General features: G+C 69.5%; 22 protein-coding genes and 1 pseudogene. 15 read left to right on the top strand and 8 right to left on the bottom strand.

The window, feature by feature from the left end; all coding sequences use genetic code 11:
- Window positions 1-25: 25 nt before the first annotated feature.
- Complete coding sequence (locus tag C8D87_RS35100) at window positions 26-1,531, top strand: LVIVD repeat-containing protein (protein ID WP_112230025.1); 1,506 nt, start codon at window positions 26-28, stop codon at window positions 1,529-1,531.
- Here the strand turns inward: C8D87_RS35100 and C8D87_RS35095 are convergent.
- From C8D87_RS35095 to cofC, 3 genes are all read right to left on the bottom strand, one after another.
- Window positions 1,453-2,619 (bottom strand): acyltransferase family protein, encoded by a 1,167-nt coding sequence (locus tag C8D87_RS35095; protein WP_112230023.1) that lies wholly within the window; start codon window positions 2,617-2,619, stop codon window positions 1,453-1,455. The genes C8D87_RS35100 and C8D87_RS35095 overlap by 79 nt on opposite strands.
- A gap of 137 nt (window positions 2,620-2,756) precedes the next feature.
- Window positions 2,757-3,731, bottom strand: coding sequence for a hypothetical protein (locus C8D87_RS35090; RefSeq protein WP_112230021.1), 975 nt, complete (start codon window positions 3,729-3,731; stop codon window positions 2,757-2,759).
- A 52-nt stretch (window positions 3,732-3,783) separates the two neighbouring features.
- A complete protein-coding gene (gene cofC / locus C8D87_RS35085; RefSeq protein WP_233442445.1) occupies window positions 3,784-4,407 on the bottom strand; it encodes a 2-phospho-L-lactate guanylyltransferase in 624 nt (207 codons plus the stop codon).
- A 293-nt stretch (window positions 4,408-4,700) separates the two neighbouring features.
- Here cofC and C8D87_RS35080 point away from each other — a divergent pair, with 293 nt between their 5' ends.
- From C8D87_RS35080 to C8D87_RS35065, 4 genes are all read left to right on the top strand, one after another.
- Window positions 4,701-5,348, top strand: coding sequence for a lysophospholipid acyltransferase family protein (locus C8D87_RS35080; RefSeq protein WP_109635225.1), 648 nt, complete (start codon window positions 4,701-4,703; stop codon window positions 5,346-5,348).
- Window positions 5,349-5,350: 2 nt separating this feature from the next.
- Complete coding sequence (locus C8D87_RS35075) at window positions 5,351-6,361, top strand: NAD(P)H-dependent glycerol-3-phosphate dehydrogenase (protein WP_109634217.1); 1,011 nt, start codon at window positions 5,351-5,353, stop codon at window positions 6,359-6,361.
- Window positions 6,358-7,425, top strand: coding sequence for a cystathionine gamma-lyase (locus C8D87_RS35070; RefSeq protein ID WP_109634214.1), 1,068 nt, complete (start codon window positions 6,358-6,360; stop codon window positions 7,423-7,425). The genes C8D87_RS35075 and C8D87_RS35070 overlap by 4 nt, the downstream gene beginning before the upstream one ends.
- A gap of 115 nt (window positions 7,426-7,540) precedes the next feature.
- Window positions 7,541-7,999, top strand: coding sequence for a cysteine dioxygenase (locus tag C8D87_RS35065; protein WP_109634212.1), 459 nt, complete (start codon window positions 7,541-7,543; stop codon window positions 7,997-7,999).
- Here C8D87_RS35065 and C8D87_RS35060 read toward each other — a convergent pair.
- Window positions 7,980-8,624: a pyridoxamine 5'-phosphate oxidase family protein gene (locus tag C8D87_RS35060; protein ID WP_112230019.1), complete on the bottom strand. Its 645-nt coding sequence runs from the start codon at window positions 8,622-8,624 to the stop codon at window positions 7,980-7,982. The two genes, C8D87_RS35065 and C8D87_RS35060, sit on opposite strands and share 20 nt — an antisense overlap.
- Before the next feature lie 67 nt (window positions 8,625-8,691).
- Here C8D87_RS35060 and pdxR point away from each other — a divergent pair, with 67 nt between their 5' ends.
- On the top strand, window positions 8,692-10,062 hold the full coding sequence (gene pdxR / locus C8D87_RS35055) for a MocR-like pyridoxine biosynthesis transcription factor PdxR (protein ID WP_109634208.1): 1,371 nt from the start codon (window positions 8,692-8,694) through the stop codon (window positions 10,060-10,062).
- Here pdxR and C8D87_RS35050 read toward each other — a convergent pair.
- A complete protein-coding gene (locus C8D87_RS35050; protein ID WP_170166699.1) occupies window positions 10,046-11,002 on the bottom strand; it encodes a GNAT family N-acetyltransferase in 957 nt (318 codons plus the stop codon). The two genes, pdxR and C8D87_RS35050, sit on opposite strands and share 17 nt — an antisense overlap.
- A gap of 60 nt (window positions 11,003-11,062) precedes the next feature.
- On the opposite strand from C8D87_RS35050, the gene C8D87_RS35045 reads away from it, so the two are divergent.
- Window positions 11,063-12,115 carry a D-alanine--D-alanine ligase family protein gene (locus C8D87_RS35045; protein WP_109634202.1) on the top strand — a complete coding sequence of 351 codons (1,053 nt, stop codon included), beginning with the start codon at window positions 11,063-11,065 and terminating at the stop codon, window positions 12,113-12,115.
- Window positions 12,116-12,159: 44 nt separating this feature from the next.
- On the opposite strand, the gene C8D87_RS35040 is transcribed toward C8D87_RS35045, so the two are convergent.
- Both C8D87_RS35040 and C8D87_RS35035 read right to left on the bottom strand, forming a co-directional pair.
- The gene (locus C8D87_RS35040; protein WP_233439344.1) at window positions 12,160-12,726 is read right to left on the bottom strand and encodes a DUF3515 domain-containing protein; all 567 of its coding nucleotides are present in this window, start codon (window positions 12,724-12,726) and stop codon (window positions 12,160-12,162) included.
- A 19-nt stretch (window positions 12,727-12,745) separates the two neighbouring features.
- Complete coding sequence (locus C8D87_RS35035; protein ID WP_089925682.1) at window positions 12,746-12,979, bottom strand: Lrp/AsnC ligand binding domain-containing protein; 234 nt, start codon at window positions 12,977-12,979, stop codon at window positions 12,746-12,748.
- Window positions 12,980-13,076: 97 nt separating this feature from the next.
- Between C8D87_RS35035 and C8D87_RS35030 the strand changes: the two genes are divergently transcribed.
- From C8D87_RS35030 to C8D87_RS48985, 6 genes and pseudogenes are all read left to right on the top strand, one after another.
- The gene (locus C8D87_RS35030; RefSeq protein WP_109634200.1) at window positions 13,077-14,045 is read left to right on the top strand and encodes a thiamine-phosphate kinase; all 969 of its coding nucleotides are present in this window, start codon (window positions 13,077-13,079) and stop codon (window positions 14,043-14,045) included.
- Window positions 14,046-14,100: 55 nt separating this feature from the next.
- Complete coding sequence (locus tag C8D87_RS35025; RefSeq protein WP_211337223.1) at window positions 14,101-14,511, top strand: GNAT family N-acetyltransferase; 411 nt, start codon at window positions 14,101-14,103, stop codon at window positions 14,509-14,511.
- Between the two features lie 10 nt (window positions 14,512-14,521).
- Window positions 14,522-15,043, top strand: coding sequence for a gamma carbonic anhydrase family protein (locus C8D87_RS35020; protein WP_109634195.1), 522 nt, complete (start codon window positions 14,522-14,524; stop codon window positions 15,041-15,043).
- Window positions 15,044-15,063: 20 nt separating this feature from the next.
- Window positions 15,064-15,738, top strand: a complete 675-nt coding sequence (locus C8D87_RS35015) for a uracil-DNA glycosylase (protein ID WP_112230015.1) — start codon at window positions 15,064-15,066, stop codon at window positions 15,736-15,738.
- 26 nt (window positions 15,739-15,764) lie between these two features.
- Window positions 15,765-16,400, top strand: a pseudogene (locus tag C8D87_RS35010) (MFS transporter); the annotation flags it as partial.
- 76 nt (window positions 16,401-16,476) lie between these two features.
- Window positions 16,477-16,941: an MFS transporter gene (locus C8D87_RS48985; protein WP_325049743.1), complete on the top strand. Its 465-nt coding sequence runs from the start codon at window positions 16,477-16,479 to the stop codon at window positions 16,939-16,941.
- A gap of 15 nt (window positions 16,942-16,956) precedes the next feature.
- Here the strand turns inward: C8D87_RS48985 and rpmB are convergent, their stop codons facing one another.
- Complete coding sequence (rpmB, locus tag C8D87_RS35000) at window positions 16,957-17,148, bottom strand: 50S ribosomal protein L28 (protein WP_030467945.1); 192 nt, start codon at window positions 17,146-17,148, stop codon at window positions 16,957-16,959.
- Window positions 17,149-17,295: 147 nt separating this feature from the next.
- Between rpmB and C8D87_RS34995 the strand changes: the two genes are divergently transcribed.
- Complete coding sequence (locus C8D87_RS34995; RefSeq protein ID WP_112230009.1) at window positions 17,296-18,906, top strand: DAK2 domain-containing protein; 1,611 nt, start codon at window positions 17,296-17,298, stop codon at window positions 18,904-18,906.
- Window positions 18,907-18,920: 14 nt separating this feature from the next.
- Window positions 18,921-21,077, top strand: coding sequence for an ATP-dependent DNA helicase RecG (gene recG, locus C8D87_RS34990; RefSeq protein ID WP_112230007.1), 2,157 nt, complete (start codon window positions 18,921-18,923; stop codon window positions 21,075-21,077).
- Window positions 21,078-21,299: the final 222 nt, after the last annotated feature.

Genomic DNA, 21,299 nt, shown 5'->3' with positions numbered 1-21,299 from the left:
GAAGGTTATTGCCACATTGACTGCGGTGACCCTGTTGGCCTTCACCACGGCAGGACTGGCCTCGGCTGCCTCGGCCGAACCCAGGACTCCGAAGGTGGACAAACCACGCCTGCAGGCGGCGGCGAAGAACGTCCGCCTGAAGGCGTCACTCCCCGGCACCGAACGGGCCATCTCGATCGCGTTCGCCCAGTACGGGCCTCGCGACGTGGCGTTCGTCAGCATGGAGACCGGGCTGAAGACGTTCGACGTGACCGATCTGGACCAGCCGAAGCTCCTCGACCACCTCACCAAGCAGGAGATGGCGCTGCCGGGGGACGACCCGGCGAAGCGCTTCTGGGAGAACGAGGACATCAACGTCGACCCCAAGCGCAAGCTCGCGTTCCTGGCACGCGAGGTCAACTCGTTCGGCCGGGCGCTGCCGGGCGACCGCCCGACCGGCAACTACATCGTGTCCGCTGTGGACCCGGCCGACCTCAAGATCCTCAGCTTCCACCGGCAGAACACCGGTCACACCAGCACCTGCATCAACGACTGTCAGTTCCTCTGGACGGCGGGGCTCGACCGGTCGGACGCCAGGACCGGCCGGATCTTCGTCACCGACATCCGCGATCCGAAGACCCCGAAGGAGCTCCCCGTCTCCGTCGACGTCCGCGGCAAGGCGGGCGAAGGCAAGATCACGCACGACGTCCAGGTCGACGCCCAGGGCATCGCGTGGGTCGCGGGCGACGACGGCACGCGCGGCTACTACACGCAGGGCTGGCACCGCGACCCGTTGAGCGGCAAGTACCGCGAGGCGAAGGCGTGGGACCCGGTCGCCTACGCGGGCGGCGGCGTCCCGAAGGCCGACATGCCGACCTCGTTCACGCACAACTCGTTCCGCCCGGCCGGCCGCACGCTCGGCGACGGCCCGCAGCCCACGCGGGAGAACCCGGCCGGCTCGCTGCTGCTGCACACCGAGGAGGCGTTCGGTTCGCCCACGTGCAAGACCGAGGGCCGGTTCGTCATCTCCTCGCTGCAGGGCACGCACAACGGTGAGGGCTGGGGTGAGCGGCCCAAGGAGATGAGGACCGTCGGCATCTGGAGCCCGGACGACCAGGAGGGCACCATCCCCGGCAACGTCACGTGCTCCGCGCACTACTTCGACGTGCAGAAGAGGATCGTGGCCTACTCCTGGTACAACCAGGGCACCCGGTTCCTCGACATCTCCAACCCCGCCAAGCCGATCCAGATCGGCTACTGGCGGCCGGACACCGCGACGTCGTGGGCGCCGTACTGGCACCGCAACACCGTGTTCGTCGCCGACATCTCGCGCGGTGTCGAGATCCTGGAGCTGGAGAAGGGCGCCTACGACGCCCAGGCGAGCGGCACGAACGTGACGCTCACCGCGCACCACGCCAGGGAACTGGCCAGGGAGAGCGACCGGGAACCCGTGCCGCTCGCCCCGAACCCGTTCTACGGCTGGGCCTGCCCGATGGTCGCCAACCGCAACGACTCGGACTGCGGCGTGGGAGGCTGCGGCGCACCCTGCTGAACCACGGCCGCCTTGACGGTGGCCGCCGCGCGCTGGCGGGTGATCACGCGACGACCGAGGTTGATCATCGGGATCTCCACGGTCGTGTACAGGACACTCGCCAGCGCCAGCCCCAGCGCGGTGACCACCACGGACTGTCCGATACCGGACAGGGCGGGCCAGAAGAACGCGATGACCGTCGCGGCGATCGTCTGCACGAGGTAGAGCGAGTACGAGCGCTCACCCACGAACTGCATCGGCTTCGTGGAGAGGAACGTCGTCGCCGGCCCAGGCGCGGCAAGCGCGGTGAGCAGCACCGCCGTCGCGAGCGCGTACACCGGGATGACCAGGACGTGGCCGGGAATCCCGTTGGTCCCGTCGAGGAACGCGGCGATCGGCTTCACGCTCAGGTGCACGCCGACGAATCCGATCGAGACGATCACCTGCGCGACCGGGTTCGTGAGGGGGCGCAGCAACGCGAACCCGCGCGGGCTGTGCAGCGCGATGGCGAGCAGGACGCCGGTCAGGATCGAGAAGTAGTGCAGCGGCCAGCCGGGGTTGCTGTGCGAGACGGTGAAGCTGACGATCACGAGCGCGAGCAGCATGCCGAGGAGGGCGGCGCCGGCGCGGCGCCTGAGCACGACGGTGCCCAGCGCGATCGCCACCAGCGGCCAGACCACGTAGAACTTCTGCTCGATGCCCAGAGACCAGGACTGCCCGTACGGGCTGGCGCCGGCGAACTCGTTGGTGAAGGTGAGGAAGTACTTGAGCGCCGGCCCGATCCCGTTGCTGAGGAACGTGCCCGCGATCGCCGAACCGGCGGCGGTGACCAGCAGGATCACGAAGTAGACCGGCAGAATCCGGAACGCCCGGCGCAGGTAGAACTCCTTGAGCGAAATCCGTCCTGTGCCGCGTTCCTCACGCAGCATCAGCGTCATGATGAGGAATCCGCTGAGAACGAAGAACATCTGGACTCCCGCCCAGCCCTGCAGCCAGTCCGGGCCCCCGTAGTGGAAGAACACCACCAGCACCGCGGCAATGGCCCGCAGGCCGTCAAGAGCGGGAAAGCGGCGCAACGCCAGGTAGTCGGCGTGCGTCAACGAATTCATGCAGGTACACCTCTGGGCATGCGTCGGGGAACGGCATCGGGGGGTACGCCGTTTGCATCAGGGGATACGGATGTAAAGGTGCAGGGGTTCCCCGTTGCGTTGCCCTGAACAACACTTTCGTGTTGTTCGTCACTGCTTCAACAGCGGGGCAACGGTGAAAGCGACGACAGGGGAGCGGCCGCCACGCCGCGCCATCCTTGCTGCGTCAAAGCACCGCCGTGCACTTCCAGCCAATAGGCGCCGTCGGTCGTGTGCATGGTCGCGCCGCTGCGGATGTCCGTGACGTACGACGACTCCGACTGCCACGACACGAAGTCGCCGCTGACCCGCGGGAAGAGGATGCCTTCGGTTTTGGGCGCGGTCCTGATCCCGGCGAGCTCGCGCGGTTCGGTCCAGCCCTCACGCCAGCCGTGCAGCGCGTCGCCCTGCGCCCACACCACCGTGCGGCCGTCGGACGCCGCGCTCCCGCTCGGCCGCGCGTCGCGGAGCTGTTCCGGTAACGCCACCTCGGCGCGGAACTTCCCGTCCTGCAGCCACATGACCGCGTCGCCGAGGAACAGCGGCTCCTCGCCCTGCCCGACGATCCTGTCCTTCTTCTTCGCGAGGTCGTACAGGTGCACGCCTTTGCTGTCGGCCCAGGCGGCCTTCCCGTTGTGCACCACGGCACCGCTGCCGCCGATCCGCACGGGCGCGCCGTCGTTGCGCGAGTCCCACGCGTAGGTGGTCGTGGTGCGGTCGGACGGGCTCGGGGTCGTGGAGAACGTCACCCAGCGGCCGTCGAACTCGACGCCGTGGAGTTGTGCGTCGTCCTGCACCGCCATGACCTGCTGGCGCTTCTCGCGGTCGCGCAACACGAGTTCGGTGGTCCTGTTGCGCGTGGTCTTCACGAGCGTCACGTCGGCGTTCGCGTTGGCGGCGACGATGGTGACCTTCTCGTGGGAACCGGCCACCGTTGTGTTGCGTGAGAGTTCGTCCTTCCAGTCCTGGGGAAGGTCCACGCGGCACGAGTCGAGCTTGTTCGGCGCGGTGTAGCCGGACGGCCGGTCGATCGGTACGGCGGCGACACAGCCCGCGATGGCCGTGATCGCCGCCAGCGCGATGAGCGCTCGCATCAGTCTCCCAAGTCGTGATCATCCAGCGACCCGGAAGACGCGTGAGGACGGCTCAGGTTGTCCAGGCGGGCAAGGCGTTCGCGGTGTGCACACCGAGACCGAGCGTCAGCGCCAGGCGCAGATCCTCTTCTGTGTCCACGTCACAGCGCAGCGACGGCCACGGTCCGAACAGCGCGATCGCGCCGGAAATCCGGTGGTGCCCCGCCGAGCCGACGCCGAACCTCGGGTCGAGCTCGCCGCCGGGTGCCGCGAGCAGCAACGTGGTTCCGGTGCCCTGCCGGTCCGGGACGAAAGCGCGCCGCCCGGCCGCGGCTTCGAGCGCGGCCTGGAGCTCGCCGGGCTTGAGCGCGGGCAGGTCGGCCTGCAGCGCGCCGACGCGGTTGGACCGGAGCGCGCGGGCGCCGTGCATCAGCGCCTCGTTGAGTCCGGGCTCGGCGGGTTCCGGTATCGCCTCGACACCCAGCGCGGCCATCTCGGCGGCGACAGCTGGGTCCGATGTGACGGTGACCACGCGGCGGACACCGGGCGTGGCCAGAGCGGCGCTCACCGTGTCCATGGCGAGCGCGAGCGCCAGCGCCGCGTGCGACACCGGATCTCCGCCGGTGGCGCTGGTCAGCCTGGTCTTGGCCCGGTCGAGCGTTTTGACCGGCACCACGAGGTCAACTTCATCCCGCACCCCGTCATGGTCCACGATCCGGCGACGGGTGCGTCGACCACTAACCTTCACCCCTCGATTTCGCCGGTCAGACGGGTGCATCGTGGCGTCGACACCGCTCCCCATATTGGACATATGGGGACCGGGGGTCGACGCCGCGAGGTGCCCTGCCGGACGCCGGAAGCGAGGGGTGAGGATTGTGGTCGGGGCACTACTGTGCTCATGGGCGCAGGTTCCGGGAGTGAGGAGAGGTTCACGTGGCCAAGGAGAAGGGCGGCTTCTGGGTCGGGGTCGCCGCGGCGATCCTCTACCCCATGTCGTTCGTGCTGGGCAGGCACCGGATCCTGCACAGCGACCGCATCCCGCGCCAAGGGTCGGCGCTGCTCGTGATGAACCACATCTCGCACCTCGACCCGTGCTACGACGCGGTGTTCGTGCACAAGAACGACCGCGTGCCGCACTTCCTCGCGAAGCACAGCCTGTGGAACGTGCCGATCATGGGCTCGATCCTGAGGGGCGCGAAGCAGATCCCGGTCTACCGCGGCACCTCGGACGCGCAGCAGAGCCTGCGCGAGGCGCACAAGGCGCTGGCGACCGGGCAGGTCGTGGTGATCTACCCGGAGGGCACGATCACCAGGGACCCCGACGGCTGGCCCGCGAACTCCCGCACCGGCGTGGCACGGCTCGCGCTGCAGCACGACGGCCCGGTCATCCCGGTCGCCCGCTGGGGCACGCTGGACCTCTACAACCACTACCAGAAGAAGTTCCGGCCGTTCCCGCGCAAGACGATCACGCACTTCGTCGGTGAACCGGTCGACCTGTCCGCCTACCGCGGCGAGGAGGAGACCCTGCCGTTGCTGCGCGAGGTCACCGATCTGCTGATGAGCCACGTGAAGAACCAGCTCGCCGAGGTTCGCCAGGAGCAGGCGCCCGAGGGCTTCTACGGACCGAGGAAGGCCTGAGCATGGGGATCGAACGCGTTGCGGTGCTCGGCGCCGGTTCGTGGGGCACGACGTTCGCGAAGGTCATCGCGGACTCCGGCCCCGAGGTCGTGCTGTGGGCGCGGCGGCAGGAGGTCGCGTCGGCGATCACCGAGACCCGCGTGAACGCCGACTACCTGCCCGGCATCTCGTTGCCGGCCAACCTGGAGGCGACCTCCGACCCGGCGAAGGCGCTGGACGGTGCCGACGCCGTGGTGCTCGCCGTGCCGTCGCAGACGTTGCGGGTGAACCTGTCGGCGTGGAAGGAGCTGCTGCCGGCGGACGCGACCCTGGTGTCGCTGTCCAAGGGCGTCGAGCTCGGCACGCTGAAGCGGATGAGCGAGGTGATCCGCGAGGTCGCCGGCGTCGACGAGTCGCAGGTGGCCGTGGTGTCGGGGCCCAACCTGGCCAAGGAGATCGCCGTCGGGCAGCCGACCGCGACCGTCATCGCCTGCACGGACCACGACCGCGCGGTCGACCTGCAGCACGCGTGCTCGAACTCGTACTTCCGCCCGTACACCAACACCGACGTGGTCGGCTGCGAGCTGGGCGGGGCGTGCAAGAACGTCATCGCGCTGGCGTGCGGCATGGCGGCCGGTCTCGGTTACGGCGACAACACGATGGCGTCGATCATCACGCGTGGCCTGGCGGAGACCGCACGGCTGGGCGCGGCGCTGGGCGCGGACCCGCTGACGTTCGCCGGTCTGGCCGGGCTGGGCGACCTGGTGGCCACGTGCGCGTCGCCGTTGTCGCGCAACCGGACCTTCGGCGAGCGGTTGGGCAAGGGCGAGACTCTGGAGCAGGCGCAGGAGGCCGCGCACGGTCAGGTCGCCGAAGGTGTGAAGTCATGTTCATCGATTCGTGAACTGGCACGGGCCAATGACGTCGACATGCCGATCACCGAAGGCGTACACATGGTGTGTCATGACGGGCTCAGCGCGCGCGATCTGGGGGCGGCGCTGCTTGGACGCGATCGGAAACACGAACGCCAGTGAACAATTCCTATGGTGACGGCACCCGAGTGGTGCACTCGGTTTCGGGCGGGCCGGGTGAGCCGTTCGGCGCGCAGCCGGTGTTCGCCTCGGTGTACCACCTCGGCGGGCAGGACACCTACGGCCGGAGCAGCAATCCGACCTGGCGCGCTCTGGAGTCCGCGCTGGGATCGCTGGAGGGCGGCGAGTGCGTCATCTTCCCGTCGGGGATGGCGGCGATCTCGACCCTGCTGCGGACCCTGCTGTCCACAGGGGACACCCTGATGCTGCCGTCCGACGGGTATTTCGTGGCGCGGCGGTTCGCGTCCGAAATGGACATCAACCTCGTCGAGGTGCCCACGGCCGGGCCGTACCCGTCCTTCGACGGCGTGCGGCTGGTGTTGCTGGAGACGCCGTCGAATCCCGGCCTGGACGTGTGTGACATCGCGACGCTGGCCGAGGCGGCGCATGCGGCGGGTGCGCTCGTGGCTGTGGACAACACGACCGCGACACCGTTGGGACAGCGGCCATTGGAACTCGGCGCCGACATCGTGGTGTCGTCCGACACCAAGGCCGTCGCCGGGCACAGCGACGTCCTCTTCGGACACCTGACGGCGGCTTCCCCGGACCTGGCCACGTCGTTCCGCAACGCGCGGGCGTTGAACGGCGCGATCCCCGGTCCCTTTGAGACTTGGCTGGCGCTGCGCGGCCTCGGGACTCTGGATCTGCGGCTGGAACGGCAGGCCAAGAACGCCGCCGCGCTGTACGAGTTGCTCTCGGGCCGGGTCGCCGGGTTGCGCTGGCCAGGCGACCCGGCGGATCCGGCACACCTGCTCGCGGCGCAGCAGATGCGGCGGTTCAACGGCGTGCTGACGTTCGAGCTGGAGTCCGAGGAGGCGGTGGAGGCGTTCCTCCGCAAGTCACGGCTCGTGTCGGCGGCGACGTCGTTCGGTGGCCTGCACTCCAGTGCGGACCGGCGCGCGCAGTGGGGTGATCCGGTCCCGGAGGGACTGGTGCGGTTCTCGGCCGGCTGTGAGGACACCCACGATCTGGTGAAGGACGTGTCCCAAGCTCTGGGCCTGGATTGACAGAGGGTCCCGGTTCCGGGACCCTCTGCGTCATGTCCTTCAACGCATGTTGCTGTTGTACCTGGCGATAGTCCCGCGTCCTCTTTCGCGCTCGCCTGGTAAGGACTTTCTCCCGATGTTCGCCGTTCCTGAGAACAGCCTCGTTCTGCCTGAAAACTCCGCGTTGCTGCACCCCGTGCGGGTGGCGCTGGCGTGGGCGGCCGACCGCGACCGCTGGAAGCACCTGCTCCGGTACGACCCGGAAGAGCGTTTCTCGGCGCTGGTCGACAAGACCGACGACCAGGAGATCTGGCTGATGAGCTGGCTCCCCGGTCAGACGGCCTCGCTGCACGACCACGCCACGACCTCCGGCGCGTTCACCGTGGTCAGCGGCCTGCTGACCGAGGTGGTGACGACCCGCATCCAGGTCGTGCACTCCCTTCACGCCGGTCAGTCGCGCGTGTGGGGACCCGGCTACGTGCACCAGGTGCGCAACGACGGTGTGGACCCGGCCGTGTCGATCCACGTCTACCGTCACGGCACCCGCGCCATGACCCCGTACCGCTACGACCCGGTCAACGGACCCGTCCGCTGACGTGCGGTGGCACCGGCTTGTCCGTCTCGTGCGGAACCGGGGTGCCCCACGACTGGACGAGCGGCATGTGCCCGGCCCACACGAGGTTCGCCTCCAGGTCGGAGGGCTCCTCGCCGGGTCCGCCGTCGCGCACCTTCACGCTCGCCTCGGTGAGGTCGATCTCCAGCGCGGCCGTCTGCGCCAGCTCCTTCTTGGAGGGCTGCCTGGCGTAGTCCCAGCTGCCGGGCGTGACGTGCTCGACGATCACCTTCAGCGCGTGTTCGGGGTCCTCGGCGATCTTCGCGGTGCCGTGGATGATCGCCGACCGGTAGTTCATCGAGTGGTGGAACACCGACCGTGAGTAGACGACGCCGTCCACGAGCGTGACCGCGACGCAAACCTGCTTGCCTTCCAGCATGCTCCTGATGGACCGTGAGCCCGTCGACCCGTGCAGGAAGATGCGGTTGCCGTCCCTCCCGTACGCGGTGGGGATGAGGAACGGAGCCCCGTCGACCTCCACGGCCAGATGGCAGACCAGGCCCGCGTCGAGGATGTCGTAGAGCACCTGGCGGTCTTGGACGGCTCGCTTCTTGCCGCGGATGACGGTGCTGCGCGGGGTGGGGGAGAGCTGCAGCTCAGTGGACATGCTCCCACTCTGACGACAGAAGTGGCATCATTGAAGCGCCAGTTCTGATCAATTTGGGAAGGCCACTTTGGCTGAGACCGCGCTGCCCGTCGCGTTGGACCGCGAGTCGGCCGAACCACTCGCCGTCCAGCTCGCCGACGCCCTGCGCTCCGCGGCGTCGGAAGGACGGCTGCGTGCGGGCGATCGTCTCCCGTCCACGCGCGCGTTGGCCGACTCGCTCGGTGTGTCCCGCACGGTGACCGCCGCCGCCTACGAGCAGCTGCACGCCGAAGGCTGGATCGCGGGCCGTCACGGTTCTGGCACCTACGTCACGACGACCCCGCCCGGCCCGTTGCGCAAACGTTCGCGCAAGGCTGTCGTCCCCGCCATCACCGACTTCGTCGACCTCGGCACCGGGGCACCGTGGGCAGGTGGCCTCGACCGCGCGGCCTGGCGCAGGGCGTGGCGCGCCGCGGCCGACGCACCGCCGCTGTCCCGTCCCGAACGCGCGGGCCTGCCCGAGTACCGCGAGGCGATCGCCGAACACCTGCTGCGCCACCGCGGGCTCGCCGTCAACGCCGACCCCGTGCTCGCGACGGGCGGCACCACGGCGGTGCTGACCGAGATCGCGGTGTCCGTGCTGCGGCGCGGTGATGCCGTGGCCGTCGAGGAGCCGGGTTACCAGCGTGCGGTGGGCGTCTTCCGCGCCGCCGGCCTGAAGGTCGTCCAGGCCGCCGTCGACGCGGAAGGACTGCTCCCCGAGGCGGTTCCGCCCGGCGTGAAGGCCGTCTACTGCTCGCCCGCCCACCAGTACCCGCTCGGCGGGCGCATGTCGGCCGGGCGGCGGGTCGCGCTGGTCGAGCGAGCGAGGAGGGACGGCTGGCTGGTCATCGAGGACGACTACGACGGCGAGCTCCGCTACGACGTGGCACCGCTGCCGTCACTCGCGGCTTTGGCCCCGGACGTCGTCGTCCACCTCGGCACCACGAGCAAGATCCTCACCCCGACGCTGGGTGCGGGCTGGATGGTCGCTCCCGAGCACATCGCCACGACGATCCTCGAACACCGCGACCTGACCGGCACCAGCCCGGCCGCCGCGGGGCAACGGGTCGTCGTGGAGCTGGCCCGCACCGGCGACCTCGGCCGGCACCTGCGCAAGCTGCGTCGCGAACTGTCCGAGCGTCGAGCGTTGATCGTCGACACGTTCGCAGCCGCGGGCATCACGATGATCGGTGACGACGCGGGCGCGCACGTCGTCGTGCTGCTGCCCAGCCTGGAGGAGGAGCGGGAGATCATGCGGCTCGCCCTCGAACGCGGGCTGAAGGTGGACGGCCTGGCCAGGCACTACGTGAACCGGGCCAAGTTCCACGGGCTCGCCATCGGGTACAGCGCGTGTTCGCGGGAGCAGCTCGTGTCCGCGTTGCCGGTGCTGACCGAGCTGCTCAGACGGAACGGCTGACCACGACGACCTCGCGGGCCGTGACGAACCCGAGCCGCTCGTTCACGCGGATCATGGGGAAGTTGGCCGCCGCCGTTCCGGTGTCGATGCGTTCGAGCTCCGGCCGGTCGGTGAGCAGCCATCGCAGCATGTGCGCCTTGACGAACCGGGCGAGCCCTCGCGCGCGATGCCGGGGTGCGACCACCGTGTCGTGCCAGACCGTGTGCTCGAAGTCGTCCGGATACAGCTGCACGTCGGTGAACGCCACGACGAGACCCGTGGCCTCCTCGACCGCGACGACGACGCGGTGCTCGACGCCGGCCGCCAGGTCCTCCGCCTCCGCGGCACGAACCAGTTCCGGCGTCCATTCCGGATCGCGAGCCGTGTCGGGCGCGTCGTGAATCGCCCGCCGCGTCGAGGCCACCGACACCAGCAGGTGCTCTGGCGTCGCGCCGATCCACCGCTCCACCCGGTAGCCGACGGGTGCGGACAGCTCCCAGGATTCGGGCTCGACGTCCGCGACGGTCAGCCGCTGCACGACTCGGGACGCGGTCACGTGGAACCCGCGCGCGAGCGCCCAGTGCTCGCCCGCGCTGCCCTTGGTCACGACCCGGTTCTCCAGCGCTTCCCGGCCACCCGCGCGCAACTCGGGCAGCAACGCGTCCAGCAGCGCGGTGCCGATGCCCTGCCTGCGGTACCGCGGGTGCACCGTGATCGAGCCGACCGCCAGCCGCGTCCGCAGTCCCACCGCCGCGATGCCCACGACCTCGCCATCACGCAGTGCGACGAGCCTGACGAACTCGCTGAAGTCGGGACTGGCCTCCCGCAGCGACGCGATGATCCGGTCCCTGCTCGACGCGGGTTCGCCGGGATGGTCGACGGCCTGGGCCGCGATCCGCACGTCCGCGTAACCGCGGAGTCCGGCGGCCTCGTCCAGGTCGAGTGGTTTGATCTTCAGCACGTCGTCCAGGTTAGAACTGGCGAGTAGGCACAATCGCCCAAACGGGTAGGGTCGGGCCCCATGACGCAGCGCAAGACGAGGGTGGCCGTGGTGTTCGGCGGCCGCAGCTCCGAGCACGAGGTCTCCTGCCAGTCCGCCAAGAGCGTCCTGCCCTTCCTGGACGCCGATCGCTTCGAGGTGGTGCCGGTCGGCATCACGCCGCAGGGTCAGTGGGCGCTCGGCACGGACCCGACCGCGCTCGAGGCGGGCACGGGCAACCTCCCGACACTGCGCAACCGCACCGACGTCGTCGCGATCGAGCCGGGCCAGGCTCTCAAGGACGTCGACGTGGTCTTCCCGCTGCTGCACGGCGCGTGGGGTGAGGACGGCACCATCCAGGGTCTGCTCGAGCTGGGCGGCCTCCCGTACGTCGGGCCGGGCGTGTTCGCCAGCGCCGCCGCCATGGACAAGATCTTCGCCAAGAAGATCCTCCAGGCGGAGGGCCTGCCGGTCGGCAGGTTCGTCGCGCTCGACCGCGCCGCCACCACGCTGACCCTCGACGAGCGCGAGCACCTCGGCCTGCCGGTGTTCGTGAAGCCGTCGCGCGCCGGCTCGTCCGTCGGCATCTCCAAGATCAGCGACTGGGCCGACCTCGACGCCGCGATCTTCGAGGCGCGCCAGCACGACCCCAAGGTAATCGTCGAGGCCGCCGTCCCCAACGTGCGCGAGATCGAGTGCGCCGTGCTCGAGTACCCGGACGGCCGCGTCGAGGCGTCGCTGCCCGCCGAGCTGCGGCCGGTCGGCGAGGGCGTCGAGTGGTACGACTTCAACGCCAAGTACGTCGACGACTCCTACGAGGCCGACATCCCGGCGAAGCTCGACGACGACATCACCGCGCAGCTGCGCGAGATGGCCGTCACGGCGTTCAAGGCGCTCGACTGCCAGGGTCTGTCCCGGGTGGACTTCTTCCTCACCGAGCAGAACGAGCTGATCATCAACGAGCTCAACACGATGCCGGGCTTCACACCGATCTCCATGTACCCCAAGGCGTGGGCGGCGACGGGCGTGGACTACACCACGTTGCTGACCACGCTGATCGAGACGGCGATCGCGCGCGGTTCAGGCCTGCGTTAGGGCCAAGCGCGGTGACCACCAGCCTTCACCGCAAAGGCTGGTGGTCACCGCGCCTCGGTCTTGACCGGCTGCTTCGGCAGCAGGTCGCGGACCGTCGTGGAAACGTCCTGGAGCGCACCGGTGCCCGCGTCGTCGGGCACCGTCAGCGCGACGTACACACCGCGGTCCACGATCACCCACGTCGAGCTGCCGGAACCGGGCAGCTGCAGCCACTGCACGTCCGAGATCACCCGCAGCTGCGAGGTCGCCGTGAGTTCGGAGGGCCGGGGCAGGCCGCACCGCAGCACCACCGGATCGTGTTTGGCGTCACCCCACGCGACCGCGGCGGGCGGCGCGGGCGAGGCGATCTCCCGGCGCGGCAGCATGTCCTTCCCGGACGGCAGCCCCACCGGCAGCTTCTCGATCAGCGACGTGCACGGCTGCGAGGCCGCGTCCGGTGCGTCGATCGAGACCAGCGCGAGGGGACCCGTGCGACCGGGGACGTCCTCCGACTGGTTTCCCGTGCCCAGCACCAGACCGAGCGTGGCGACACCGATGGCGAGCAGCACGGCGAGCCCGACCGCCGCGAGCAACGGCCGGGACAGCGCCGACGTGGATTCCTGCTGAGTCACCCGGCTATGACAGCACGAGCTAGAGATGCACCACCGGGCAGGTCAGCGTCCGGGTGATGCCTTCGACGTTCTGGATGCGCGCGACCACGAGCTGGCCGAGCTGGTCGACGGTGTCCGCTTCGGCGCGGACGATGACGTCGTAAGGACCGGTGACGTCCTCTGCGGTGGCTACCCCGGCGATCCCGGAGATCTCGGAGGCGACTGCAGCGGCCTTGCCGACCTCGGTCTGGATGAGGATGTATGCATGCACCACGGCGTGCCCCTTCGTCGCGACAGGTTGGGTCGAGGTAGGAACGTGTCACGCAACGTACCCCAGTTGGGGTTCCGAATGCTCAGATTGGGAGGCAACTTTGCGTCCGGAGCCGCCGCGCGACGCGGAGACGGTCGCCGAAGTGGGTGAGTTCAATCTCATCCACCGGGTGACGACCGGTCGGGCGCAACCCGAGACGACGATCCTCGGTCCCGGTGACGACGCGGCAGTGGTCGCCGTCCCGGACGGGCGCGTCGTCGCGTCGATGGACGTGCTGGTCGAGGGTGTCCACTTCAGACTCGACTGGTCCAGTCCCGAGCAGGTGGGCCGAAAAGCGGCCGCGGTGAACCTCGCCGACGTCGTGGCGATGGGTGCGTTGCCGTCCGCTCTGCTCGTCGGGTTCGCCTGCCCCGCGGACACCCCCGCGTCGGTCGTCGAGGGGATCATGTCGGGCCTCTGGCAGGAGGCGGCGCAGGCCGGCGCGGGCATCGTCGGCGGCGACATGGTCAGCTCCGCCACGCTGGTGATCTCGATCACCGCGATGGGCGACATGAACGGGCTGGAGCCGATCACGCGGTCCGGCGCGCTCGTCGGTGACGTCGTCGCGGTGGCCGGACGGCTCGGCTGGGCCGCCGCCGGGCTGGCCGTGCTGAGTCGCGGCTTCCGTTCGCCGGTCGGGATAGTCAACGCCCAGCGCACGCCGGAGCCGCCGTACGAGGAGGGTCCGAAGGCCGCGGAGGCGGGGGCCACGTCGATGATCGACGTCTCGGACGGCCTGCTGCAGGACCTCGGCCACATCGCGGACTCGTCGGGCGTGGCGATCGACATCCGCACCGAGCTGCTGCCGTTGCACCCGCGGCTGCTCGACGTCGCCTCGGCGCTCGGCGGTGACGCACGGCACTGGGCGCTGACCGGAGGCGAGGATCACGCCCTCGCGGCGACGTTCCCCGGACCCAAGGCGGTGCCGGAGGGCTGGACGACGATCGGCACGGTCCGTGCGGGCGAGGGCGTGACCGTCGACGGCAGGGTTTACGAAAAACCGCCTGGCTGGGAGCACTGGCGCGCGTAAACTGGTCGATGTGGAACTATGCACGCGCGCGTATGACCATCCAGATTCGGTCAAGATGATCGCCGACCTGCAGCAGGTCTACGTCGACCGGTACGGCGACGTGGACGTCACACCGGTCGACCCGGCGCAGTTCGCCGCACCCCTCGGCTACTTCGTGATCGGCTACCTCGACGGCGTTCCCGTCGCGTGCGGTGGCTGGCGGATCAACGACGAGCTCGAAGGTGCCGCCGAGATCAAGCGGATGTACGTCGTCGACTCCGTGCGCGGGAAGGGCTACTCCCGCCTCGTGCTCGCCAACCTGGAGGAAACCGCGCGCGAGGCGGGCCTTCGGCGGATGGTGCTGGAAACCGGCCTGCGCCAGCCCGAGGCGATCAGCCTGTACACCACCAGCGGTTACGTGCGGATCGACAACTTCGGCGTGTACCGCGACCACCCGGAGAGTCGTTGCTTCGGGAAGCCGTTGTAGGTTCGGGCGCATGGCCATCTATGCGTTGGGGGAGTACACGCCGCAGATCCACCCGGACGCGTACGTGCACCCGGATGCGACTGTGATCGGCGACGTGCGCATCGGCGCGCATTCGTCGGTGTGGCCTCAAGCCGTGCTGCGCGGCGACTACGGCCGCATCGTCGTGGACGAGCGCACGTCGATCCAGGACGGCACCGTGATCCACTGCACCGAGGTCCACCCGGTGCACATCGGTTCGTCGTGCGTCATCGGCCACAACGTGCACATCGAGGGCGCGACGGTCGCCGACGACTGCCTGATCGCGTCAGGTTCCGTGGTGCTCAACGGTTCCATCGTGGAAAAGGGCGCGATCGTCGGTGCCGGCGCGGTGGTCTCGTTCGACGGCCATGTTCGTGAACGCACGATGGTGCTGGGAGTTCCTGCCCGCGAGCGTGCTGGATTTGTTGTGCCAGAACAGGCGTGGGCATTCATCGTCGAGAAATATGTGCAGAACATCGCGCTGTACCGGGAGAAGCTCCGTCGTCTGGATTGAGTGAGATAGGGTTCACAGCCGTGGCTCGTCCCCTCAACGAAATCGTCGAAGCCGGCTGGGCTGAAGCTCTCGCCCCCGTTGCTGATCAGATCGCCGCCATGGGTGAGTTCCTGCGCGCGGAGGTCGCCGCCGGCCGCACCTACCTCCCCGCGGGCGACAACGTGCTGCGCGCGTTCAAGCAGCCGTTCCACCAGGTGAAGGTGCTGATCGTCGGCCAGGACCCGTACCCGACGCCCGGCCACGCGGTCGGCCTGTCGTTCTCCGTAGCCCCCGACGTGCGGCCGATCCCGAAGTCGCTGGTCAACATCTACAAGGAATATGCGGAGGACCTCGGTCATCCGCTGCCGTCCAACGGCGACCTGACCCCGTGGTCCGAGCGCGGCGTGCTGCTGCTCAACAGGGCGCTGACCGTGCAGCCCGGCAAGGCGAACTCCCACCAGGGCAAGGGCTGGGAGGCCGTGACGGAGCAGGCGATCAAGGCGCTCGCCTCTCGCGACGCACCGCTGGTCTCGATTCTGTGGGGCCGCAACGCGCGCAACCTGCGTCCGTTGCTCGAGCCGTTGCCCTGCATCGAGTCCGCGCACCCGTCGCCGCTGTCCGCGCACGCCGGGTTCTTCGGCTCGAAGCCGTTCAGCCGCGCCAACGAACTGCTGGAGAAGCAGGGCGCGGAGCCGGTCGACTGGAAGCTTCCGTAGTTCCGCACGCGAGACGTGATCTGACGTTGACGGCCGCGGGAGCGGCCGTCTCCGAGTTCGGCAGCTCGTTGTCGCTGCTCGTGCTGCTGTTCTGGGCCACGGCGATCAGCCCGTTGCTGGTCGCCGCGATCCTGGTCGCCGAACTGCTGCCGCTCGTGCTCGGTGCGCCGCTCGCGGGTGTGCTCGTCGACCGGCTGCCCAACCGCAGACTGCTGACCATCGCGTTGCTGTTCCAGGGCATCGCGATCGCGGCCATCGCACCGTTGATGGGCCAGCCCGCCTTCGTGCTGGCGCTCGTGTTCCTCTCCGGCTGCGGTCGTGCCATCGCCATGCCCGCGATCGCCGCTCTGGTGCCGCACATCGCGGGCGAAGAAGAAGCCACGCGTGGTTATGCGTGGCTGGGCACCGCGCGCAGCGTCGGCAACATCGCGGGCGTGACCGGTGGCGCGCTGCTCGCCGGGATCTTCGGGCATCCCGCCGCGCTGCTCATCGACGGCGCCACCTTCGGTGTCTACGCGGTGTTGCTGGCGTTCGTGCGGTCGGACCGCAGACCTTCCGGCGAGCACGAGCAGCGGCCGAGCGCGCTCGCGGGGATCCGGCACGTCCGGCGGGATCCCGTGCTGTTCGCGGCGATCCTCGGGCTGGCGTTCTTCGTCGGTGCCGTCGTGGTGATCAACGTGGCCGACCCCCGCGTTCGTGCGGTTCGTGCTGCACGGCGACGAGTTCCTGCTGGGCGCGATGCAGGCGTGCTGGATGGTCGGCATTCTCGTCGGCAACCGGCTGGCCGCGCGGCTCGGGACGGTTTCGCAGGCGGCTCACGCACTCGCCATCACCGGCATCACCACCGGGATCGCGGTCCTGATCCCCGCCGCGTTCCCGTACGTGGTGGCCGCGGGGATCGGCTGGTTCATCGGCGGTGTCTCGAACGGCGTCGACAACGTGACGGCGAACGCGATCGTGCGGTTGCGCACACCTGAGGAGATGCGCGGGCGGGCCTTCGCCGCGGTCTCGTCGCCGGTGATGGGCGCGAACCTGCTCAGAACGGCTGCCGCAGGCGGGTTGTTGCTGGTCATGGGGCCGCGAGCGGTGTTTGCGCTGAGCGGTACCGGGGCGTTGCTCAGCGGTGCGGCCTGCCTGATGTTCGTGCACCGGGCCCTGAAACGCGAGAGGAGCCCGGCCGAAGCCGGGCTCCTCTCGAACTAACGAGCTGTGGCGTTATCAGCCGCGCACGACCTTGCCGGCCTTGAGGCACGAGGTGCACACGTTGATGCGCTGGCGCTGCGAGGCCGAGACCTTCGCGCGCACAGACTGGATGTTCGGGTTCCAGCGGCGGTTCGTCTTCCGCTGGGAGTGCGAAACCGAATGGCCGAAGCCCGGCCCCTTGCCACAGACGTCGCACACGGCAGCCACGTCAGCCACTCCTTCAGGTTCCTCAAGCGGGTGTCTCGCGTCCCGGTGGGCGCGCAAGCGTGCACAAGCCTCAACCGGGCACGGCAACCCAATCAGGGTAGCCGGTGGCCTCACCAGCGACCAAACCGGGTGGATACTCTCGCCGCCATGCAGGTCATGGATGCGGTCGCGGTGCGCAGGTGGGCGGACGCGTGCGTGCGGTCGCTGGACGCCAACCGGGAGTCGATCGACCAGATCAACGTCTTTCCCGTGCCGGATGGTGACACAGGCACCAACCTGCTGCACACGATGCAGTCGGCGCTCGACGCGCTGCTGCGCTCGCCCATCGCCACGGTGGGTGACGCGCTGTCCGCGCTGGCCCGCGGCGCGCTGGCCGGGGCCCGCGGCAACTCCGGCGTGATCCTGTCCCAGGTGCTCAGGGGCCTGGCGGAGTCAGTGCAGGAGGTGTCCGTCGTCACGGGATCCGCACTGCGCAAGGCGCTGCACCGGGCTGACGAGCTGGCCACCGCCGCTGTGTCCAATCCGGTTCCCGGCACGGTCCTGACAGTGCTGCACGCCGCCGCGGAGGCCGCTCGCGACTGCCCGTCGGACGACCTCGACGAGGTGGTGATGGCGGCGTCGCGCGCGGGTGCCGTCGCGTTGGCCGACACACCGCGTCAGCTCGCGGTGCTGGCCAAGGCCGGGGTGGTCGACGCAGGCGGACGCGGTCTCGTTGTGTTGTTGGACACACTGGCCGCGGTGATCACCGGTCAGACCGTGGAAACGCCGACGGACGCACCGCTGGTGCCGCGCACGCCCGAGTCGCTGACGACCGAGCGCGAGAGCGGCTCATCGGAGTTCGAGTACGAGGTCATGTACCTGCTCGACGGCACCTCGGAGGAGGCCGTCGCGGAGCTGCGCGCGTCGTTGAACCTGCTCGGCGACTGCGTGTCGGTCGTGGGCGACGGCGCTTCTCTGTGGACCGTGCACGTGCACTGCAACGACATCGGCGCGGCCGTCGAGGCGGGTGTGCGCGCCGGGCGTCCGCACCGCATCACGGTGGCGCGGTTCGCCGACCAGATCGCGGCGCAGGCTTCACGGTTCGTGCGCGACCGGGCGATCGTGGTGGTGGTGAGCGGCGCCGTGGACCTGTTCCGGGCGGAAGGCGCCACGGTGTTCGATCTGGCCTCTGCTTCGGCGACGCCCACGGACCTGTTGTCGGCCATCGTGTCGACGCGCGCGCGTCACGTCGCGGTTCTGCCGGGTGATCCGGACCTCGTCGAGGTTCTCGACGAAGCCGTGGCGTACGCACAGGCCGCAGGGCAGGACGTGGTGGTGGTGCCGACGTTCTCGCCCGTGCAGGCCCTCTCCGCGCTGGCCGTGCACGACGCGTCCCGCCGCGCCGGCGACGACGTCGTCGCCATGGCCGAGGCCGCTGCCGCCACCCGCCGCGGCGAGCTGTCGATCGCCGCCGACGAGGCCATCACGTGGGTGGGCCGCTGCCAGCCGGGCGATGTGCTGGGCATGCTGGACGGCGAGGTCGTGCTGATCGAGCCCGGCCCGGCCACGCCGGAGTCGTTGCTGGATCTCTCCTGCCGCCTGGTCGACCGCATGCTGAACGGCGGCGGCGAACTGGTGACGGTGATCCTGGGCGCCGATGCCCCGGACGGCCTGGCCGACGTGCTGGAGGACCACCTGCGGGTGACCCATCCGGAGGTCGAGGTGACCGCTTATCCGGGCGGCCAGCCCGACGCGGTCATCTTTGTCGGTGTCGAGTAGTTCAATGGGACGCGATGATCTCCTTCGACGACAAGCTGCAGCCGCTGCTCGGCAAGAAGACCGCCGACGCACTGGAGACCGGCCTCGGCCTCACGACGGTCGGTGACCTGCTGCGCCACTACCCGCGCCGCTACGACGAGCGCGGGCAGCTGACCGACATCAGGTCGCTGGAAATCGACGAGCACGTCACGGTGCAGGCCGAGGTCCGCAAGTGCACCAAGCGCCGCATGAAGGCCAGGCACGGCCACATGACCGAGGCGGTGATCACGGACGGCACCTCCGAACTGCACCTGGTGTTCTTCGGCAAGGTGGCCTTCGTGGCCGAGCAGGAGCTCCTGCCCGGCACCAGGGCCCTGTTCGCGGGCAAGGTCGGCCGTTACCGCCAGAACCTGCAGCTGGTGCACCCGGCGTTCGAGATCCTCACCCCCGAGTCGGACGGCTCCGAGTTCCTGCAGGCGTTCCTGCCCGTCTACCCGGCCTCGCAGCACATCAACACCTGGAACATCGCGAACTGCGTGAAGCAGCTGCTGGAGATCTGGGACGGCGTGCCCGAGGACCCGCTGCCGCTCGCGTTCCGCGAGGAGCACGGCCTGATCGGGCTGGAGGAGGCGCTGCGGGCGATCCACCGCCCGGAGAGCTGGGCGCAGATCTCCGTGGCGCAGCAACGCCTGAAGTGGGACGAGGCTCTTGCCGTGCAGCTGGCCCTGGCGCAGCGCCGCAAGGCCTCCACAGCTCGTCCGGCGCCGTCGTGCGCACGTCGTTCCGGCGGCATCCTGGACGCGTTCGACGCGCGCCTGCCGTTCAAGCTGACGGCGGGCCAGGTGGAGGTGGGCGAGCAGATCGCAGCAGACCTCGAAGCCACGGTGCCGATGAACCGCCTCCTGCAAGGAGAAGTCGGTAGCGGCAAGACCATGGTCGCGCTGCGAGCGATGCTGCAGGCCGTCGACGCGGGCCGTCAGTCGGCGATGCTCGCCCCGACGGAAGTCCTTGCGGCACAACACGCCCGCTCGCTGCAGGAGATGCTCGGCGACCTGGCCCAGGCCGGCCAGCTGGGCGGCGCCGACGTCGCCACGCGCGTCACGTTGCTGACCGGCTCGATGAACACGGCGCAGCGCCGCCAGGCCCTGCTGGACATCGTGACCGGCGAGGCGGGCATCGTCGTCGGCACGCACGCGATCATCCAGGACAAGGTGGAGTTCCACTCGCTGGGCCTGGTCGTCGTCGACGAACAACACCGCTTCGGCGTGGAACAACGCGACGCCCTGCGCGCCCGCGGCTCCGTGGAGAACCCGCACGTCCTGGTGATGACCGCGACCCCGATCCCGCGCACGGTGGCCATGACCGTCTACGGCGACCTCGAAGTGTCGGCACTGCGCGAGCTCCCAGGCGGCCGCTCACCCATCAAAACCTCGGTCGTCCCCGTCCGAGAAAAGCCCGCGTGGCTGGACCGCGCCTTCGCCCGCGTCCGCGAGGAGGTGGCCGCAGGCCACCAGGCCTACTTCGTCTGCCCGCGCATCGGCGACGAGGAGCCCGCGAAGTCCGACGACGAGGACAAGCGCCCGGCCCTCTCCGTGATCGACGTGGCGAACATGCTGGCGCAGGGCCCGTTGCGCGGCCTGCGCGTGGAAATCCTGCACGGCCGCATGCCCCCGGACGAGAAGGACGCCGTGATGCGAGCCTTCGCGGCCAACCAGGTCCAGGTCCTGGTCGCCACCACCGTCATCGAGGTGGGTGTGAACGTCCCGAACGCCACCGTCATGGCCATCATGGACGCCGACCGCTTCGGCGTCTCACAGCTCCACCAGCTGCGCGGCCGAGTGGGCCGAGGCAGCGCCCCCGGCCTCTGCCTGCTGGTGACCGAGATGCCCGAGATGACCGCGACGATGGAACGCCTCCGCGCCGTCGAGTCCACTCTGGACGGCTTCGAACTGGCCCAGCTGGACCTCGAGCTCCGCCGCGAGGGCGACATCCTCGGCGCCGCGCAGTCGGGCCGCCGCTCAGCCCTGAAGATGCTCTCCCTGCTGCGCGACGAGGACATCATCGCGGAGGCCCGCCTGGCGGCCCAGCACGTCGTGGACGAGGACCCGGACCTGGAGAAGCACCCCGGCCTGGCGGGCATGGTGGCGACGTTGCTGACGGAGGAGAGGGCGGACTTCCTGGAGAAGACGTAGCCGCGCGTGTGCCGCGCGGCTGGGCACCGGTGAACGTCGCGCTGCTGGGTCGCGCTGCCGAACCACGCTGCTGGACCAGATTGCCGGACCGCGCCACCCGATCACCGCGATCCCCACCGCCACACCAGTCTTTCGCGCTGCGCCAGCAACACCCGCCCCGAGCCGTACCTTCCACCTGCGCGCCCCAAATCCGGCAAGAAGTTCAAGAAGATCAGCGAGTTC

It is taken from the genome of Lentzea atacamensis, from assembly GCF_003269295.1.
In the GTDB taxonomy this organism is placed as follows: domain Bacteria; phylum Actinomycetota; class Actinomycetes; order Mycobacteriales; family Pseudonocardiaceae; genus Lentzea; species Lentzea atacamensis.
This window is presented reverse-complemented; position numbering and strand designations above follow the sequence as displayed.

Coding starts and splice junctions, on each gene's coding strand:
- C8D87_RS35090 (WP_112230021.1), bottom strand. CDS start 3,731: ATGCGAGCGCTCATCGCGCTGGCGGCGATCACGGCCATCGCGGGCTGT.
- C8D87_RS48985 (WP_325049743.1), top strand. CDS start 16,477: ATGCAGGCGTGCTGGATGGTCGGCATTCTCGTCGGCAACCGGCTGGCC.
- recG (WP_112230007.1), top strand. CDS start 18,921: ATGATCTCCTTCGACGACAAGCTGCAGCCGCTGCTCGGCAAGAAGACC.
- C8D87_RS34995 (WP_112230009.1), top strand. CDS start 17,296: ATGCAGGTCATGGATGCGGTCGCGGTGCGCAGGTGGGCGGACGCGTGC.
- C8D87_RS35095 (WP_112230023.1), bottom strand. CDS start 2,619: ATGAATTCGTTGACGCACGCCGACTACCTGGCGTTGCGCCGCTTTCCC.
- C8D87_RS35045 (WP_109634202.1), top strand. CDS start 11,063: ATGACGCAGCGCAAGACGAGGGTGGCCGTGGTGTTCGGCGGCCGCAGC.
- C8D87_RS35025 (WP_211337223.1), top strand. CDS start 14,101: ATGATCGCCGACCTGCAGCAGGTCTACGTCGACCGGTACGGCGACGTG.
- C8D87_RS35060 (WP_112230019.1), bottom strand. CDS start 8,624: ATGTCCACTGAGCTGCAGCTCTCCCCCACCCCGCGCAGCACCGTCATC.
- C8D87_RS35075 (WP_109634217.1), top strand. CDS start 5,351: ATGGGGATCGAACGCGTTGCGGTGCTCGGCGCCGGTTCGTGGGGCACG.
- C8D87_RS35080 (WP_109635225.1), top strand. CDS start 4,701: ATGTCGTTCGTGCTGGGCAGGCACCGGATCCTGCACAGCGACCGCATC.
- C8D87_RS35065 (WP_109634212.1), top strand. CDS start 7,541: ATGTTCGCCGTTCCTGAGAACAGCCTCGTTCTGCCTGAAAACTCCGCG.
- C8D87_RS35020 (WP_109634195.1), top strand. CDS start 14,522: ATGGCCATCTATGCGTTGGGGGAGTACACGCCGCAGATCCACCCGGAC.